The organism is Streptomyces sp. NPDC020597 (assembly GCF_044335095.1).
In the GTDB taxonomy this organism is placed as follows: Bacteria; Actinomycetota; Actinomycetes; order Streptomycetales; family Streptomycetaceae; genus Streptomyces.
In genome coordinates, this window is record NZ_JBIRUL010000003.1 from 510,465 (window position 1) to 528,721 (window position 18,257).

Here is an 18,257-nt window from a genome sequence, read left to right on the forward strand (position 1 = left end):
GCGCGGGTGTCGTCAGGCCGTCGGGCGGCCCATCCCCCGGTAGGTCCAGCCGGCCTTGCGCCACAGCTCGGGGTCGAGCGCGTTGCGGCCGTCGAGGATCAGCCGGGTCGTCGCCACCTCGCCGAGCGCCGCCGGGTCCAGCTCGCGGAACTCCCGCCACTCGGTGAGGTGCAGCACCGCGTCGGCGCCCCGGACGGCGTCGAGCGCCGAGGGGGCGTAACCGAGGGTGGGGAACAGCCGACGGGCGTTCTCCATGCCCTTCGGGTCGTACACGGTGACCTGACCGCCCTGCAGATGGATCTGCCCGGCCACGTTCAGCGCGGGGGAGTCCCGGACGTCGTCCGAGTCGGGCTTGAAGGTGGCGCCGAGCACGGCGACCCGCTTGCCCAGGAACGACCCGCCCCCCAGCGCCTGCCGCGCCAGCTCCACCATCCGACCCCGCTGGCGCATGTTGATCGAGTCGATCTCGCGCAGGAACGTGAGCGCCTGGTCGGCCCCCAGCTCGCCGGCCCGGGCCATGAAGGCACGGATGTCCTTGGGCAGACAGCCGCCGCCGAACCCGATCCCCGCCCGCAGGAACTTCTTGCCGATCCGGTCGTCGTACCCGATCGCCTCGGCCAGCTTGGCGACGTCGCCGTCGGCGGCCTCGCACACCTCCGCCATGGCGTTGATGAAGGAGATCTTGGTGGCGAGGAAGGAGTTCGCGGACGTCTTCACCAGCTCGGCCGTGGGGAAGTCGGTGACGACGAACGGGGAGCCCTCGCCGACGGGCGTCTCGTACACCTGCCGCAGCAGCGCCTCGGCCCGCTCGCTGCGCACGCCGACGACGATCCGGTCCGGGTGCAGCGTGTCCTGCACGGCGAAGCCCTCCCGCAGGAACTCCGGGTTCCAGGCGAGCTCGGCGTCCTCGCCGGCCGGCGCGAGCTCGGCGACCATGCGGGCCAGCCGGTCCGCGGAGCCCACCGGCACGGTCGACTTGCCGACGACCAGCGCGGGCCGCGTCAGATGCGGGGCGAGGGAGGCGATCGCGGACTCGACGTACGACATGTCGCACGCGTACTCGCCGTGCTTCTGGGGCGTGTTGACGCAGACGAAGTGGACGTCTCCGAACGCCCCCACCTCGGCCCAGTCCTGGGTGAAGCGCAGGCGCCCGCTGGAACCCTCGAACCCGGCGACGTGCCGACGCAGCAGCTCCTCGAGACCGGGCTCGTACATGGGCGTCTCACCGCGCTCGAGCATCTCGATCTTCTCGCGCACCACGTCGAGAGCGAGCACCTCGAATCCCAGCTCGGCCATGGCCGCGGCGTGGGTCGCGCCGAGATAGCCGGTGCCGATCACGGTGATGTTGAGGGCCATGAATGCTCCAGGTGGGGGATGCCGGTCGCTGCGCGCCCGAGCATAGTCGGGGCGTGCGGACGCCCTTCACCGGGCAGATCACGGGGCGGGACCCCTGTCGCCAAGGTCACGTATCACCAGGCTCGGCGACGTTTTAAAATTTGAGTTACTTAACGGTAATTAGCACGGTGACCGCAGCGTCTTTGGAGCGTGAGACACCTTGGCCGGATCGGCTGATTTCGACCTGTACCGCCCGTCCGAGGAGCACGACATGCTCCGCGACGCCATCCGTTCGCTCTCCGAGGCGAAGATCGCGCCGTTCGCCGCCGCGGTGGACGAGGAGGCACGCTTCCCGCAGGAGGCGCTGGACGCGCTGGTGGCCAGCGACCTGCACGCCGTGCACGTCCCCGAGGAGTACGGCGGCGCGGGCGCCGACGCCCTCGCGACCGTCATCGTGATCGAGGAGGTGGCCCGCGTCTGCGTGTCGTCCTCGCTGATCCCCGCGGTCAACAAGCTGGGCTCGCTCCCGGTGATCCTCTCCGGTTCCGAGGACCTGAAGAAGAAGTACCTGTCGCCGCTCGCCAAGGGCGACGCGATGTTCTCGTACGCGCTCTCCGAGCCGGACGCGGGCTCGGACGCGGCCGGCATGAAGACGAAGGCGGTCCGCGACGGCGACCACTGGATTCTCAACGGCGTCAAGCGCTGGATCACCAACGCCGGCGTCAGCGAGTACTACACGGTCATGGCCGTGACGGACCCGACGAAGCGCTCCAAGGGCATCTCCGCGTTCGTCGTCGAGAAGTCCGACGAGGGCGTCTCCTTCGGCGCCCCGGAGAAGAAGCTCGGCATCAAGGGCTCCCCGACCCGCGAGGTCTACTTCGACAACGTCCGCATCCCGGCGGACCGCATGATCGGCGAGGAGGGCACCGGCTTCGCGACGGCGATGAAGACGCTCGACCACACCCGCATCACGATCGCCGCGCAGGCCCTCGGCGTCGCGCAGGGAGCCTTCGACTACGCCAAGGGCTACGTCCAGGAGCGCAAGCAGTTCGGCAAGCCGATCGCCGACTTCCAGGGCATCCAGTTCATGCTCGCCGACATGGCCATGAAGATCGAGGCGGCCCGCCAGCTGACGTACGCGGCGGCGGCCAAGTCCGAGCGCCTCGACTCCGACCTCACCTTCCAGGGCGCGGCCGCCAAGTGCTTCGCCTCGGACGTGGCGATGGAGGTCACCACGGACGCCGTCCAGCTCCTCGGCGGCTACGGCTACACCCGCGACTACCCGGTCGAGCGCATGATGCGCGACGCCAAGATCACCCAGATTTACGAAGGCACGAACCAAGTTCAGCGCATCGTGATGGCGAGGAACCTGCCGTAGTCGTCCGCGCGGGAAGGAAGGCCCCGGGTGTGCCGGGGCCTTCGTCGTACGGCCGCTCAGTCCTCGAGCCCCTCCGAGATCCGGCGCTCGCGCAGTTCCATGATCGCCCGGCGGCGGGCCAGGCGGTGGGTGCGGCGGATCTGGGCTTCCTGGAAACGGCGCTCGTCGCGTTCCGTCTCGGGGAGGACCGGCGGGACCGTGCGCGGCCTGCCGTCGGCGTCGACGGCGGCGAACACCAGGTAGGCCGAGCCGACCTGGGTGGCCGGGGCGGACTCGTTCCAGCGCTCGGCCAGGACCCGCACGCCCACTTCCATCGACGTCCGGCCGGTCCAGTTGACCTGCGCCTTCACATGGACGAGGTCGCCGACGCGGACCGGCTCGAGAAAGGCCATCTCGTCCATCGACGCGGTGACGGCGGGGCCGCCGGAGTGCCGGCCAGCCACGGCGCCCGCCGCGTCGTCGACGAGCTTCATGATCACACCGCCGTGCACCGTGCCCAGGAGGTTGGTGTCGTTGTGGGTCATGATGTGGCTGAGGGTGGTGCGGGACGCCGACGTGGGCTTGCCCGGGATGTCCGGGGTGCTGCCCGACTCCGCTGCGGTGACCTGGTCTGTCATGTCCTCCACCTTATGGTGCGGGGGACAACCCGGGACTTTGTGTCAGCTTGGCAACAGCGGGGCCCTGATTCTCCGACGGCCCTTGTACGGCACACAGCACTGCCCTGCACACTGGTCCGCATGAACGATTGGCCCGAGGGATGGTCCGACAGGGACCGCGGCAACCGGTACGGCGGCGGCAGCGCGAACGCGCAGCCCGAGAGCCCGCGAGTCATGCGGCAGGTGCGCCGCGGCCCGGCCGCGCCGCCGCAGGGCGCCGGCGTCCCGCCGCAGCCGTCGTACGTCAACGGCCAGGGTTACGGCGACTACACCGACGCCCGCCAGACCGGTTACGACAGCGGCTACAACACGGGTCAGGTCTACGGCGACGGCGGCGACGGCGGGGGGAGCGGCGGATACCGCGGCGGTGAGCCGCGGCCCGCGCCGAACTGGCGCCGCCGCATCAAGTGGACGGCGATCACCGTCGTGACCGTGCTGGTCGTGACGGCGGTCGGCACCTACTTCTGGGCCGACGGCAAGCTCAAGCGCGAGGTCGACCTGTCGAAGGTCATCGACCGGCCCGAGGGCGGCGACGGCACGAACTACCTGATCGTCGGCTCCGACAGCCGCGAGGGCATGTCCGCCGAGGAGAAGAAGAAGCTGCACACCGGCTCCGCCGAGGGCAAGCGCACCGACTCGATGATGATCCTGCACGTCGGGTCGGGCGGCGACACCCTGATCTCGCTGCCGCGCGACTCGGACGTGGAGCTCCCGACGTTCGTCGGCTCGGAGTCCGGCAAGACGTACAAGGGCAGCGGCCGGCACATCAAGCTGAACGCCGCGTACGCGACGGACGGCCCCGAGCTCTTGGTCCGCACGATCGAGTTCAACACCGGCCTGCGCATCGACCACTACGTGGAGATCGGCTTCGCCGGCTTCGCGAGCATCGTGGACGCGGTCGGCGGCGTCGAGATCACCATCGACAAGGCCTTCAAGGACAAGTACTCGGGCGCAGACTTCCAGGCGGGCAAGCAGACGCTGAACGGCGAGGAGGCGCTTGCCTTCGTCCGCACCCGTCACGCGTTCGCCGCGTCCGACCTGCAGCGCACCAAGAACCAGCAGAAGTTCCTCGCGGCCCTCGCCCACGAGGTGGCCACTCCCGGCACGGTCCTGAACCCCTTCAAGCTGTACCCGACGATGAGCGCGGGCCTCGACTCCCTCATCGTCGACAAGGACATGGGTCTGTACGACCTCGGGTCCATGTTCTTCGCGATGAAGGGCGTCAACGGCGGCGACGGCACCTCGCTGAACATGCCGATCTCCGGCTCCTCCGGCGGCAACCTCGTCTGGGACAAGGCGAAGGTGAAGCAGCTGGTGAACGAGCTGAACAACGACGAGAAGGTCACCGTCACCGGCAACTGACCGGACCGGACCGGACCGTCCGGACCCACCCGCGTACGAGGACCGGACCCACCCGTGCACGAAGAGGGGCGCCCGCACCGGGCGCCCCTCTCCGTCCTCCGGCGGCGCGGCGTCACATCGTGGCGCCCGCCATCGTGCGGCACATCTCGGCGCAGCGGCGACAGGACTCGGCGCAGCGGATCATCTGGGGATCGTCCGGCATGGCCGTGCACGCCTCGGCGCACATGTCGCACGCCTTGGCGCACATCGCGCACATCTCGGTCGCCATGGGCGAGCGGCGCATCATCATGTCCGCGCACATGCGGGTCGTCTCGGAGCAGTCCAGCAGCGCGCGCATGATCTGCATCTGGGCCTGGCCGCCCATCTGCATGCAGGAGCTCATGGTCTCCTCGCACATGCTGTGGCAGGACATGCAGGCCTCGACGCAGTCCTGCATCTGGCTGCTCATGGCGTTCATGGTTCCGGGCTGGGTCATGGCTCCTCCTCGTGGTGAGGGGCCCGTGCGGGAGTGAGGGGGGCCGGGCGGGCCCGGTGCGTGCCCTTCCGTCCTACGCCCTCCCGCGGACCCTCGCCATCGGGGAGCCCCTGCCCCCGTGATCCGCGTCCTAGCCGCAGCCCACCTCGTCGCCGCGTACGACGGCGAACTCCCCGTGCTCGGCGTCGGCCGCGCGCACGGTGCGCACTCCCCGGAAGTCCGCGCCGGCGGTCACTCTCAGCGTCGGCCCGAGGCCTTTCACGGCCCGCAGTTCGCTGTGCGGCAGGGCGGTGGCGAGGGACTTCGCGGAGCGGTCCCAGCGCGGGTCGTAGGAGACGACCGTGCGCCGGACGGTCGGGTCGGCCGCGCTGACCGGTTGCCCGCTCGTGCGGAAGCCCGTCGCCGCGAGCGCCGCGTCCACCCGCCTGCCGAGTCCCGTGGTGTGCGTGCCGTTCTCCACCTGGACGCGGATCTGCTGCGGCGCGACGTCCACGCGCGCGACCCCGCGGTCGAGCCGCCGGCCGTGTGCGGCGAGGGGCTTGTCGTCGCGCAGGGCGCGGAAGAGGCGCCGCGACTTCACCGGGTCCCACTTCAGCGTCGAGCCGACGCCCTTCACGAGGTACGCCATCTCTCCGACGGGCACGGTGACGAACTCGGAGGAGGACGGGGAGAAGGCGCGCATCGCCCTCCCGAGGTCCAGCAGTTCGTCGGCGCCGAACCCCCGGTCGGCCCGTACCGAGCCGAGCACCGCCCGGGTCACGTCGCGGAACCTCAGCGGGTTGAGCAGGACCCCGGAGGAGGTGGCCCGGTCCAGCAGGGCCGCGAGGAACCGCTGTTGTCGCTTCATCCGGCCGAGGTCGGACGAGGCGTCCGTGTGCCGTGAACGCACGTACTGCAGGGCCTCGCCGCCTTCGAGGGTGTGCGCGCCGGGCTCCAGGTCCAGTCCGGTGTACGCGTCCTTCAGGTGCGTCGCCGTGCAGATCTTCACGCCGCCGAGGACGTCCACGGTCTTCATGAAGCTGGTGAAGTCGACCTCCAGATAGTGGTCGATCTTGACGTGCGTCATGTTCTCGACCGTGCGGACGGTCAGCTGCGGCCCGCCCTCCGCGTACGCCGCGTTGATCCTGATGGGGTGGCCGTGGTGCTCCTTGCCGGTGACCTGGTCGGTGTGCGGCGGCGTCTCGGCGTAGGAGTCGCGCGGGAGGCTGACCACGCTGGCCCGCTCCCGGTCCTCGGAGACGTGCACGATCATGATCGTGTCGGTGCAGTGGCAGGGAGCCCCGCCCAGGCGGTACCGGCGGCGCTCCTTCGCGCTGATCCGGTCGCGGCCGTCGGTGCCGACGAGCAGCACGTTCATGCCGTGGCCGGCCCGCGGGCGGTTCTTCATGTCCTTGAAGGGGTCGACCCGGGCGATGCCGGCGTCGAGGCTGCTGATCACCGAGTGGCCGATGCCCGCGGAGGCGAGCAGCACCACGGAGAGGGTGGTCGCCGCCCGGACGGCCCAGCGGGGGCGCCGTCGTCGGGCGGGGTGAGGGGGCACGCGGCGCTGCGGGCGGGGGCGGCGCGGGATCCGGGGCGGTGTGGTGGGCATACGGGCACCTCCGGGCGGCGGCCGTGGGTGGGGGGAAGCCGTTGGAACGGTAGGCCCATACGATCTGCCGACCGGTGCAGCACACCCGGCGGGGCGGGCGCTGTCCCCCGTTCGCGGTAACGTGAGCCCCCTATGAACGCCAAGCCCGACGTGCAGCTCCCCGCCGTGTCCGTCATCATGCCCGTCCTCAACGAGGAGCGGCATCTGCGCGGAGCCGTCCAAGCGATCCTCGCGCAGGAGTACGCCGGCGAGATGGAGGTCGTGATCGCCATCGGTCCGTCCACGGACCGGACGGACGAGATCGCCGCCCAGCTCGTCGCGGAGGACTCCCGCGTGCACACGGTCCCCAATCCCACGGGGCGCACGCCCGCCGCGCTGAACGCCGCGATCAAGGCCTCCCGCCATCCGATCGTGGTCCGCGTGGACGGGCACGGCATGCTCTCGCCGAACTACATCGCCACCGCGGTGCGGCTCCTGGAGGAGACCGGCGCGCAGAACGTCGGCGGCATCATGCACGCCGAGGGCGAGAACGACTGGGAGCACGCCGTCGCCGCGGCCATGACGTCGAAGATCGGGGTCGGCAACGCCGCCTTCCACACGGGTGGGCAGGCGGGTCCCGCCGAGACCGTGTACCTCGGTGTCTTCCGGCGCGAGGCGCTGGAGCAACAGGGCGGCTACAACGAGGAGTTCATCCGCGCCCAGGACTGGGAGCTGAACTTCCGGATCAGGGAGGCCGGCGGTCTCATCTGGTTCTCGCCGGAGCTGAGGGTGTCCTACCGGCCCCGGCCGAGCGTGAAGGCGCTCGCCAAGCAGTACAAGGACTACGGGCGTTGGCGGCACGTCGTGGCCCGCTATCACGAGGGCTCCATCAACCTGCGTTACCTCGCCCCGCCGACGGCGGTGTGCGCGATGGCCGCCGGGATCGTGGTCGGGGCCGTGCTCACCCCGCTGGGCTTCGTCGTCCCCGGCGGCTATCTGGCGGCGATCGTCGCCGGGTCGCTGCCGGCCGGCCGGGGTCTGTCGGTGAAGGCGCGTCTGCAGATCCCGCTCGCTCTCGCCACCATGCACATGTCGTGGGGCTTCGGCTTCCTGACCAGCCCGAAGGCACTGGCCAGGAAGGTCATCGCGTCCCGCCGGCCGGCGGTCCTCAGCGCGGGGTGAGCGCCGTCCGCGTCCGACGAGCGGGAGCGCAGGACGGCGGCGTCACCGGGTGGACCGGTGGCGCCGCCGTCCTGTCTCCCTGCGTGTCCCGACCTCAGGGGCCGGTCAGCTGCAGTGGAAGTAGCCGTTGCCCGGGACGTGGTCCTGGATGATGTTGTTGCCGCTCTTGTTCCACACGTCGGTCTCGACCGCTATGCAGCGGTCCTTCCCCTTGAAGGTCCAGCTCGCGTAGTAGAGGTAGGAGCCGTCGTCGCCCTTGACGTAGCCGTCCCGGTCCGTCCAGGCGGCCACGGCGATGCGGGTCTTGACGCCGTAGTACGAGCCGCGCTTCACGGCCGCGCCGCAGTTGTTCGTCCCGTCCCAGAACAGGTACGTAGTGGCGTACGTCGTGCCGTTGTAGGTGTTGTTCCAGCTGTCGATCTGGGAGCCGTTGCACCCGTACGTGGCAGCACTGGCGGCCGGGGCGGTGACCAGCGAGTAGCCGACGATTCCCGACAGCATGAGCGCCATCGAGGTGGTCTACGACAAGGGCATGACGTCGTACGCCGCCGCGGACGCGGACTCCTCCGCGGGCGGCACGGCCTACGTGCGGACCGCCGCCTACTGATGCCGGGAAAGCGCCGCCCACAGAGGTGATCGTGTCCGGCCGGGGGCCTGCCGTCAGGTGACGGCGGGCCCCCGTCGTCGTGCGCCCCGCCAGAGGTCGGGGGCGCTCCGGCGCCCGCGGACCATCGCGGTGGCCGGGGCGCCGGCCCCGGCTACCAGCGGTAGGGCGCGTACACGTCCATGCAGGGAGTGCTGTCCGACCCGTTGATGGCGTCGGCGTTGTCCGGGATGTCCCCGGCCTTCGGCGCCGACTTCTTCGGATAGGCCGTCCCCGAACGCCAGTCGGCGCCCACGATGACGGTGACCCCCGAGACGTCGCTGGTCCGTTCCACCGACGTCAGCGGGATGCCCAGCGCCTTGGCGACACGCTGGGCGTCGCCCTCCAGGTCCGCGCTGGGGTAGCGGACGACGGTCCTGTCCATGTCGGGCAGCGCCGAGGAGTCCGCCACCGCCTGTGTGAACCCCTTGCCCACGAGCTGCTGGGCGATCGTGCCGGCCCGCCGGGGCACCGCGGCCTGGGTGCCGGTCCGCGTGCCGTTCTCCACCTGTACGGCGATCTTGTCGTCGGCCGCCGCCGGGTCCTTGGAGACCTTCTCCCCGGTCGTCGGCTTCTTCGTGTCCGAGGCCGTGCCGTTGGCGTCGAACGGCACGTCGTCGCGGATCATCGCCCACACCTTCTCGGCGTCCGAGCCGGCCGGCACCACGTGGTTGCGGTCCTTCGGGTCCTCGACGTTCGGCATCGTCGTCATGGTGATGCGGTCCGTCGGCACCGTCTTGAGCTGCATGCCCAGGTCGTACAGCTTCTTGACCGTGCCGATCTCCTCGGAGACCTTCAGCGACTTCGTGGCCGCCTCGGCCAGGTCCATCAGCCGGCCCGTGTCGGTGAAGACGTTCTGGCTCTTCAGTGTGCGGATCATCGAGTTCAGGTACATGTGCTGAGCCCTGGCCCGCAGGAGGTCACTGCCCCAGGCGTGGCGTGTGCGCAGCCACTGGAGCGCCTGCTTGCCCTCGACGTTCTTCGTACCGGCCTTCATCTTCAGGCCGGAGCCCCCGCGGTCCCACACGTTCTGCTTCACGCAGACCTCGACGCCGCCGATGGCGTCCGCCATCCTCACCACGCCCGAGAAGTCGATCGTCATCCAGTGGTCGATGTAGACACCGGTGAGGTTCTGCCAGGTGGCCAGCGTGCAACCGGCTCCACCGCGGGCCAGCGACTCGTTGATGATGGTGTTGATCTTCGGGTAGGTCTTGCCGGTCTCCGCGTCCTTGCACCTGGGGATGTCGACCCGGGTGTCACGCGGGATGCTCACCACCGCGGCGCTCTTGCGGTCGGCGGACAGGTGAATGAGCATCTGCACGTCGCCCAGGGGCGGGTTGCCGCGGTTGTCCCTGCTGCCGCCCAGCGCCACGTTCTCGTCGGAGTTGCGGCTGTCGGAGCCGATCAGCAGGATGTTCAGCGGCGTCTGCCCGGCCGGGTTGGCCTCGGTCTTCTTCGCCTTCGAGTCGCCGCTGCTGCGCTCGCCCTTCTGGATGTTGCCGTTCAGGTGCTGGTAGTACAGGTATCCGGCACCGGCCGTCCCCGATATCACCACCGCGAGGACTATCGCGGACCAGCGAAGGACCCGCCGTCTGCGCCGTGGCCGGTCGGTTCCGTGCCCCTGTCGGCGTCGTCCGCTTCCGCCGGCGCCGCCCGCCTCGGCCGACGCGCTCCGGTCCTGCGGTGCGAGGGACATCGTGTCCTCGACTGCGGAACCCTCTTCCTGCTGCACCCTGCTCTGCCCCAACTTCGTGCCCCTCCCCACCCGTTATCCGACAGCTGCGTTCCCCGCCCGGAGTCCCCCGGATGGCGAGAGCGCACCCTGTCGGCCCACTCGTTCCGACACCCGTTCGCAACCTGTCAGACCCTTCCAGGCCCGAAGCCGGTTGGCCGCGCATCGGTAAAATCACGGTCCGGCACGGCCGCCCGCATGCTGCCGGATCGACGTGCCGTCGGCACGGCGGTGCCGGTTGTCAGACAGATGTGCGTCCCGAATGGTTGCGTTGCGCGCCGGACGACACCGCCGGGACACCGGCGGCCGGGCGCCCGAAGGCCCCGGCCGGCCGCTCCACGGGACGGGCGAGCGACCCGTGGGTCACTCGTTCCGCCGGCTCAGCTGGCGCACTGGACCTTGTCCGCCGTGGACTTCTGCACATCCGGTGTGGCCACCGTGGAGGAGTTCAACTTCACCCCGGCGCCCTTGAAGTCCTTGCCCAGGATGAGGGTCATCGTCGGCAGCCCCTGGGCGTTGGTGACGCTCTTGCCCGGCTTCAACGCCGCCCCCGACAGGCCCATGATGTCGGCCAGCCGGCGTGCCTGGTCCGCCTGTTCGGGCGCGTACTCGAGGGTCGTCGTGTCCTGGGCGGCCCCCGCGTTGCCCGCGTTCTCGGACTTGCTCACGTCCGCCTCGGTCTGCAGCCAGGTCAGCTCCTCCTGCGCGCTGCCCCCGGGGGCGCCGCCGTTGAGGATCCGCACGCGCACGTCCGAGGCGGCGGACTTCGTGCCCTTCAGGCGCGCGGCGACGGCGGCCTTCTCCTTCGCCTGCTCCTTCTTGACCTCGGTGAAGGACGTGTCGCTCTTGATCATCTGGAAGACCTGGGGCGCACGCGTCTGGTCGACGACGACGGTTGCCTTGACCTTCTCGGCCGGGTTGTCGACCACGGGCACGGTCAGGAACGTGATGTTCTTCGGGGGGACCTTCTTCAGCTGCAGCGCCACGTCCTTCAGCGTGCTGACCTTGCCGATGCCCGTGTCGACGGTCAGCGCCTTCGTGGCGGCCTCGGCCAGACTCACCAGTTTCGTGGGGCTGGTGAGGGTGTCGCTGGAGGACATCTTGCGCATGAGGGAACTCAGGAACTGCTGCTGCACCTTGATGCGGTCGAGGTCGCCCTGGTTGCCGAAGCTGTGCCGGGTGCGCACGAACGCCAGCGCCTGCTCACCCTCGACCACCGACTTGCCGGCGGGGAGCTTCAGCTTCGACTCCTTGTCGTCGACGGAGTGCGCGAGGCACACCTCGACCCCGCCCACCGCCGTCGTCAGCGTCTTCACCGCGTTGAAGTCCGCCATCATGAAGTGGTCCACGGGGATGCCGGTGACCTCCGTGACGGTGCGCATGGTGCAGCCCGCGTCCCGGCCGCCCTGGCCGAGGCTGGTGTTGAAGCGGACGTTCTGCGTGCCGCCGATGTCCTTCTCGCTGCCGTCGGGCTGCTTCGTCGGGCAGACCGGGACGTCGACGATCAGGTCGCGCGGAATGCTCAGCGCCGTCGCGTTCGTACGGTCCTTGGAGACGTGCAGCAGGATGTTGGTGTCGGCGTGACCGACGCTGCCCTTGTCGCCGTACCCCTCGTTGCCCTTGCCCGTGCGCTTGTCGGTGCCGATGATCAGGATGTTGAAGGCCTCGTCCTTGCTGAAGCCGCTCTTGCCCGCACTGCCGACGTCCGTCGTGGTGACGTTGCCTTCGAGGTGCTTGAGGTACAGGTAGCCCGCCCCGGCGACGCCGATCAGGACGAAGGCCATGGTGCCGCCGGTCCACACCAGGATCTTCTTCGCCTTCGACTTCTTCTTCACCGGCCGCCGGCCGCGCCGGTTCGCCGGCTCCTCCGGAGGCGCGCCGCGGCGCCTTCTCGGACCCGGAAGGTCCGAACCCTGCGCCTTCCGGGGCGACGACGACTCCCGGTCGGGCGCCACCGTACGGCCGCGCGCCCGGTCCGGGCCGGCGATCCGGTCCGCGGCGGATCCACGCGGTCCGGGGACGGTCGACTGCGCACCGGAGGCGCCCAGTCGCAGTTCGTATTCGCCGGTGTCCGGGTTGAGTACCCACTGGTCTGCGGGGTCGATGTCGTCCGCCCGCCCACGGCCTTGCGCGTCCACGATTGTCCGAATCCTCCGTCGGGGCCACGCGGCGCCTCTCCCCCCTCGAGGCGCTCGGGTCTCGGTCACTCGGTGCGCGACCCCGGGAAGGACCTCGCGGCCGGGTGCACCGGATCGCTCACACTATCCGCCCGGTTCGGCGTCGGGCGACGGCCGTGACGAAGTCCACGCCCCTACAAGCGGGCAATCCGCCCCATTTCCTGGAACTCCAGTTCCCCGGAAGAGCTCCCCTTGGTAAGCGCTTTACCCGCAGTCGTCCTCGGCGGCGGTGTTCCCGCGGAAGGTGGGAGCGGGCGGAGAGGGTGAAACCCTCCCGTAAGCCGTCCCCTCCGTTCCCTGTCGTCCGTACGGAGCGTGTTCGCCTGACTCCGAAGGGGGTGAGTTCGTGGGAATCTTCTGAGAAACCACGACCGGCGTGTCGGTCCGCAGCCGGTCGAAGAGTTTCCCCGCCTCGGAACGCACCAGTTGGTCACGGTTCGCGTCATGGACATATGACTCACGCGGAACCGTCAGAAACTGAACATTTTCGGTAGGGATGTGCCGCAGGCCGCGCACGAGTTCATACAGACCTCGCAGACTCGCCAGGTCCGGATCGGTGGTGAGCGAGGACGTGGCCGCGTCCAGCAGCGGATACAGCTTCACCGGGTTCAGCAGGACGTCATTGCTCTGCACCTTGTTGACGAGCGCCCCGAGGAATCGTTGCTGCCGGTCCATCCGCTCGGTGTCGCTGCCGTCCCCGAGTGACTTGCGGGCCCGCACGTACCCCAGCGCCTGCTCCCCGTTCAACGTGACCTTCCCCGCGGGCAGCCGCAGCTTGGCGGCCTTGTCGCTGATCGGCGCCTTCAGGCAGACCTGCACCCCGTCCACGGCGTCGACCATGTCCTTGAAGCCGCTGAAGTCCACGACGACGTGATGGTCGACGCGCACTCCGGTCAGCTTCTCCACCGTGCGGATGGTGCAGGCCGAACCCCCGCTCTGGAACGCGTAGTTGAACATGGCGAACGTCGGCTCCGCCCGCTTGCCGTCCCGCCGCAGACACTCCGGCACGTCCACCATCAGGTCGCGCGGCAGCGAGACGGCGGTCGCGCTGCGCCGCCCAGCGGCCAGATGCAGCAGGATCGTGGTGTCGGACCGCTCGGTGCCGGAGTCCCGCCCGTACTTCTCGTTCCCGTCCCCTGAACGCGTGTCCGACCCGATGAGCAGGATGTTCTGTGCGTCCTTCACCAGTGAGGTCGGCCGCTCCTTCGCGTACCGCGCGAGCTCAGCCGCCGCCGCGTCGTCGGGCGTGATGTTCCCGTCGAGCTTCACGTAGACCGCCCAGCCGGCCACCCCGACCCCCAGCACGGCCACCGCCCCCGCCGCCGCCCCGTACCGAAGCCACCGCCGGCGACGCCGCCGCGCGAGCCCCCGCCCGTCGGCGGACGCCCCCGCCCCCGGCCCGAGGGGCCCGCCCCCACCACCGGAGTACGTCACGTCGGATCCACCCCTCCCGCACGAGCGCGCAGAGCTGCTCCCCCGACGATCCCCCGAACCCCCGACCGGGGCCCCCGGAACCGAGCCGAACGAGTGACGCCGACGCCGTCTCGCCGAGGGCGCGCAAATTCAGCCCGTCCGGCGTTTGAGGACGAGGCCCGTTCAGGGCCGACGGCGGGGGCCCGGGGGCGGCAGCCCCCGCACACGCCCGCCGTCGCCGACGTCGACCTATGGCTACCGAGCCGTCGCAGACACCCGCTCCGCCTCGATCCGCCTCGCCACAACCTCCTCGTCGGCCTCCGCCAGGTTCCGGCACAGCACCACCGACCCCCCGCTCGCCAACGGCGCGTAGAGCCCGGCGCTGAGCCCCTCCCAGGTGTCGTAGGGCAGCCCCGACAGCAGTCGCGCCCCGGGCCCCGTCAGGCCCAGCCCCGACGCCTCCGCCCGGGCCCGTTCCACGATCTCCGCGCCGGTGAACTCCGCCCCCGCCACGATCAGCGCGGGCTCCTCGGGATCCACGGGGCCGTAGGGCGCGAAACGGTCCCCGAAGCTCGGGACGTTCACCGCGTAGTCGTCGTACCCCTCCGGAGGGCCGGGCACGAACCGGCGTCCGAGCGGGGCCAGCGACAGCGCGTACCGCTCGCCCCGGCAGGCCAGTCCCGCCTCGAACCGGCCGGGCCCGGCGACGACGACGTCGGCCCGTCCGGGGTCCCCCTCCATGTCCGCGACGGCGCCGACCGAGGCGCACGCCAGCAGCCACACCGCCGTCTGCCAGTGCGCGGGCAGCAGCAGTGCGACCCGGTCGCCGGGCTCGACGGAGAGTCCGTCCTGGAGGAGGTTGGCGGTCTTGGCCACCCAGTTGGCGAACGTGGCCACGGACAATTCGACCCGCTCGCCCGTGGCGTCGTCGTAGAAGGTCACCAGGGGTCGCGCGGGATCGGCGGCGAGCGCGGAACGCAGCAGGTCGGCAGGGGTGCGATCGGTGGCAGTCACCCGCGCAAGCGTACGCGCCGCACGCACCGGCACACCGGTCGCGGGGCCCGCTCCGGGCCACCGGTTCGGCGGAACGCATCCCGACGGTCCGTCAACTTCCCGATGGACAGAAATGTATGACTATGTCCAGGATCGGTGGCATGCGTGGATTGCTTGCTACCTCGATCGGTGTCACCTGTGCGGCGGCTCTCGCCCTCCCGCTGACGCCGCCCGCCAACGCGGCGACGGTGCGACCCGCGCCGACCGCGGAGGCGGCGACCACCGGGACGACCAGGGCCACGAGCCCCGACACCGCGACCACGGGATCCCTTCCCGACCGCCCGGAGCTCCGCGAGCTCCCCGAACTCCCCGACCGCTCCCGAAAACCCGACATCCCAGATATCCCCGACACCCCCGATCTCCCGGGCAGCACCCAGTCGCTGCCTCTGGCTCCCCTCGGCCGCGACCGCGCCCTCGCCGGCGCGGCGGTGGTCCAGGGGCTGCCGCGGCGGGACGTCCGCCACTTCTCCCTCCTCGGCGTCGTCTGGGACGACCCGGCCGCCGAACTGCACGGCCGCGTCCAGGTCCGGATCCGCCGGACCGGCGCCGACGCCTGGTCCGGCTGGCAGGACGTCGAGACCCACAACGCCGACCACGGAGCCGATCCCGGTACGGCCGAGAGCGCCTCCGGGCGGGTCCGCGGAGCCACCGCCCCGCTCTGGGTCGGCGACTCCGACGGTGTCGAGGTCCGCGTCCATCCCGACACCGAACGCCGTACGGAGGACACGGCCCGGGGCGCTCAGACCCTGACGGCCACCGCGCCTCTCCCCTCCGGCCTGCACCTGGAACTGGTGGACCCGGGGGCGGCGCCGCCCGCGCAGGCCCAGGCCGGCCCACCGCACGGCCGCGCGCCGGCCACCGGCACGCGGCGGGCGGGCACCGCCCCCGAGCCCCCGGAGGCGTCGCAGGACCTGGACGATTTCAACCCGGCCGATCCCGCCGATCCGGCCGATCCCGCCGATCCGGTGGACGCCGTGGACGAGGCGGACGCCGTGGACGCGGCGGACGAGGCGGACGCGACCGACACGAAAGCGGCGACCGGGCTGTCCGTCGAGGCGGCCGAGGCCTCCGCCGCCAACGTCGCCCTCGCCCCGCTCGGCGCCGAGCAGATCCCGGCGCTGGACCGTGCGGACACCGAACGCGAACTGCTCGACCTGCGCGGAGCCGAACTGACCGCGGCCCAGCGGGCGAAGCCGTACATCGGCCCGCGCCCGAGCATCGTCACGCGCCGCGGCTGGGGCGCCGACGAGAAACTGCGGGAGAGCGGTTTCCGCTACACGACGAAGGTGAAGGCGGCGTTCGTCCACCACACGGCGTCCGGCAACGGCTACTCGTGCTCGCAGGCCCCTTCCGTCATCCGGGGCATCTACCGCTATCACGTCAGGAGCATGGGCTGGCGCGACATCGGCTACAACTTCCTCGTCGACAAGTGCGGCAGGATCTACGAGGGCCGCGCCGGGGGAGTGGCGAAGCCGGTCCTGGGCGCCCACACCCTCGGGTTCAACTCCAACAGCATGGGGATCGCCGTCCTCGGCACCTTCACGTCCGCCAAGCCGAACTCCGCCACCGTCAACGCCGTCGCCCGGCTGACGGCATGGAAGCTCGGTCTCTTCGGGGCGAACCCCAAGGGAAAGACCTACCTGACGTCCGGGGGCGGCAACCTCTACGCGAAGGGCAGGAGCGTACGGCTGAACGTGATCTCCGGCCATCGTGACGGGTTCGCGACGGAGTGCCCGGGCAAACAGCTCTACGGCAAGCTCGGCTCCGCCCGCTCGACCTCGGCGGGCTACCAGGGCCGCTGACGCACCGACGCGCCGACACACGGAGGCACTGACGGCACCGACGCCCGAGGTACTGACGGCGCCGACGTACCGAAGTACCGACGTACCGAAGTACCGACGCACCGAGGTACTGACGTACCGAAGTAATGACGCACCGAAACGTCCTGGCCGACCGGTTCGCACCCGGTCGGCCTCGTCGTCCGCCGGGACCGGGACACAGGGCCGACGGCCTGCGGGTCGCCGCATGCCGGTCTGCATACACTGGCCGGCCGAAAGACAGTTCGGCCGGTCCCGGCAGGAAGCAGAGACGAAGGTGACAGAAGCGATCCTCCTGGTCGGCGGCAAGGGCACCCGGCTGCGCCCCCTCACGGTGCACACGCCCAAGCCCATGGTCAGGGCGGCGGGAGTGCCCTTCCTCGCGCACCAGCTGGCGCGGGCGAGAGCGGCCGGCGTGGACCACGTGGTGCTCGCGACGAGCTATCTGGCCGAAGTGTTCGAACCGTACTTCGGCGACGGCTCGGCGCTGGGCCTGCACCTCGAGTACGTGACGGAGGAGGAACCACTCGGCACGGGCGGCGCGATACGCAACGTGGCGTCCCGTCTCACCTCCGCCCCCGAGGACCCGGTGCTGGTCTTCAACGGCGACATCCTCACCGGGCTGGACATCGGGCGCCTGGTGACCACGCACGAGACGACGGGCGCGGACGTCTCCCTCCATCTGACCAGGGTGACCGACCCGAGGGCCTACGGTCTGGTGCCCACCGACGAAACGGGCCGGGTCCTCGCTTTCCTGGAGAAGCCGCAGACGCCCGAGGAGATCGTCACCGACCAGATCAACGCGGGGGCGTACGTCTTCCGCCGCGCGGTCATCGACACCATCCCGGCAGGCCGCCCGGTGTCCGTGGAGCGCGAGACGTTCCCGGGGCTCCTCGCGGCCGGCGCCCGTCTCCAGGGCATGGTCGACTCGACGTACTGGCTGGACCTGGGCACCCCGGAGGCCTTCGTCCGGGGCTCGGCGGACCTGGTCCTCGGGCGTGCCCCGTCCCCTGCGGTCCCCGGCCGGTGCGGCGACCGCCTCGTCCTGCCGACGGCACAGGTCGCGGCGGACGCGAAGCTGACCGGCGGCACGGTGGTGGGCGAGGGCGCGTTCGTGGCGGAGGGCGCGCGCATCTTCGGCACGACGATCCTCCCCGGCGCGGTCATCGAACCCGGCGCGGTGATCACCGACTCACTCGTCGGGACCCGGGCCCGGGTGGGCGAACGCTCCGTGCTCACCGGCGCGGTCATCGGCGACGGGGCGGTCGTCGGCGCCGACAACGAGTTCCGCGAGGGCGCACGGGTGTGGTGCGACGCGAGAATCCCGGCAGGCGCGGTGCGGTTCTCCTCCGACCAGTAGGCCCCGGCCCCGAGCCGAGCCCCCGGCCCCGAGCCGAGCCCCCGGCCCGCGCGCGACGCGCCCTCGCCACCCTGCGAAGCGTCCTCTCCCTCTGCGACGTGTCC

Annotated in this window: 14 protein-coding genes; 5 read left to right on the forward strand and 9 right to left on the reverse strand. The window is 70.8% G+C overall.

What is annotated here, in order from left to right; genetic code table 11:
- Nucleotides 1-12: 12 nt before the first annotated feature.
- Nucleotides 13-1,356: a UDP-glucose/GDP-mannose dehydrogenase family protein gene (locus tag ACH4ZA_RS08435; protein WP_319279895.1), complete on the reverse strand. Its 1,344-nt coding sequence runs from the start codon at nt 1,354-1,356 to the stop codon at nt 13-15.
- 199 nt (nt 1,357-1,555) lie between these two features.
- On the opposite strand from ACH4ZA_RS08435, the gene ACH4ZA_RS08440 reads away from it, so the two are divergent.
- Nucleotides 1,556-2,713 carry an acyl-CoA dehydrogenase gene (locus ACH4ZA_RS08440; RefSeq protein ID WP_319279893.1) on the forward strand — a complete coding sequence of 386 codons (1,158 nt, stop codon included), beginning with the start codon at nt 1,556-1,558 and terminating at the stop codon, nt 2,711-2,713.
- A gap of 56 nt (nt 2,714-2,769) precedes the next feature.
- On the opposite strand, the gene ACH4ZA_RS08445 is transcribed toward ACH4ZA_RS08440, so the two are convergent.
- Nucleotides 2,770-3,330, reverse strand: coding sequence for an acyl-CoA thioesterase (locus ACH4ZA_RS08445; protein WP_319279892.1), 561 nt, complete (start codon nt 3,328-3,330; stop codon nt 2,770-2,772).
- Between the two features lie 120 nt (nt 3,331-3,450).
- On the opposite strand from ACH4ZA_RS08445, the gene ACH4ZA_RS08450 reads away from it, so the two are divergent.
- Entirely contained in the window at nt 3,451-4,731 is a 1,281-nt protein-coding gene (locus ACH4ZA_RS08450; RefSeq protein WP_319279891.1) for an LCP family protein, read from the forward strand.
- A gap of 112 nt (nt 4,732-4,843) precedes the next feature.
- Here the strand turns inward: ACH4ZA_RS08450 and ACH4ZA_RS08455 are convergent, their stop codons facing one another.
- Nucleotides 4,844-5,206 (reverse strand): four-helix bundle copper-binding protein, encoded by a 363-nt coding sequence (locus tag ACH4ZA_RS08455; protein WP_319279890.1) that lies wholly within the window; start codon nt 5,204-5,206, stop codon nt 4,844-4,846.
- A 130-nt stretch (nt 5,207-5,336) separates the two neighbouring features.
- Entirely contained in the window at nt 5,337-6,797 is a 1,461-nt protein-coding gene (locus tag ACH4ZA_RS08460; protein ID WP_398428536.1) for an LCP family protein, read from the reverse strand.
- Between the two features lie 132 nt (nt 6,798-6,929).
- Between ACH4ZA_RS08460 and ACH4ZA_RS08465 the strand changes: the two genes are divergently transcribed.
- Nucleotides 6,930-7,958 (forward strand): glycosyltransferase family 2 protein, encoded by a 1,029-nt coding sequence (locus tag ACH4ZA_RS08465; protein ID WP_319279886.1) that lies wholly within the window; start codon nt 6,930-6,932, stop codon nt 7,956-7,958.
- A gap of 105 nt (nt 7,959-8,063) precedes the next feature.
- On the opposite strand, the gene ACH4ZA_RS08470 is transcribed toward ACH4ZA_RS08465, so the two are convergent.
- From ACH4ZA_RS08470 to ACH4ZA_RS08490, 5 genes are all read right to left on the reverse strand, one after another.
- Nucleotides 8,064-8,468 (reverse strand): hypothetical protein, encoded by a 405-nt coding sequence (locus ACH4ZA_RS08470; RefSeq protein WP_319279885.1) that lies wholly within the window; start codon nt 8,466-8,468, stop codon nt 8,064-8,066.
- A gap of 248 nt (nt 8,469-8,716) precedes the next feature.
- The gene (locus ACH4ZA_RS08475; protein WP_398428537.1) at nt 8,717-10,297 is read right to left on the reverse strand and encodes an LCP family protein; all 1,581 of its coding nucleotides are present in this window, start codon (nt 10,295-10,297) and stop codon (nt 8,717-8,719) included.
- A 416-nt stretch (nt 10,298-10,713) separates the two neighbouring features.
- A complete protein-coding gene (locus ACH4ZA_RS08480; protein ID WP_398428538.1) occupies nt 10,714-12,471 on the reverse strand; it encodes an LCP family protein in 1,758 nt (585 codons plus the stop codon).
- A gap of 243 nt (nt 12,472-12,714) precedes the next feature.
- On the reverse strand, nt 12,715-13,944 hold the full coding sequence (locus ACH4ZA_RS08485; protein WP_319279882.1) for an LCP family protein: 1,230 nt from the start codon (nt 13,942-13,944) through the stop codon (nt 12,715-12,717).
- A gap of 234 nt (nt 13,945-14,178) precedes the next feature.
- On the reverse strand, nt 14,179-14,937 hold the full coding sequence (locus ACH4ZA_RS08490; RefSeq protein WP_398428540.1) for a TIGR03089 family protein: 759 nt from the start codon (nt 14,935-14,937) through the stop codon (nt 14,179-14,181).
- Nucleotides 14,938-15,077: 140 nt separating this feature from the next.
- On the opposite strand from ACH4ZA_RS08490, the gene ACH4ZA_RS08495 reads away from it, so the two are divergent.
- A complete protein-coding gene (locus ACH4ZA_RS08495) occupies nt 15,078-16,778 on the forward strand; it encodes an N-acetylmuramoyl-L-alanine amidase (protein ID WP_398428541.1) in 1,701 nt (566 codons plus the stop codon).
- 292 nt (nt 16,779-17,070) lie between these two features.
- The gene (locus ACH4ZA_RS08500) at nt 17,071-18,153 is read left to right on the forward strand and encodes a sugar phosphate nucleotidyltransferase (RefSeq protein WP_398428543.1); all 1,083 of its coding nucleotides are present in this window, start codon (nt 17,071-17,073) and stop codon (nt 18,151-18,153) included.
- Nucleotides 18,154-18,257 lie beyond the last annotated feature (104 nt).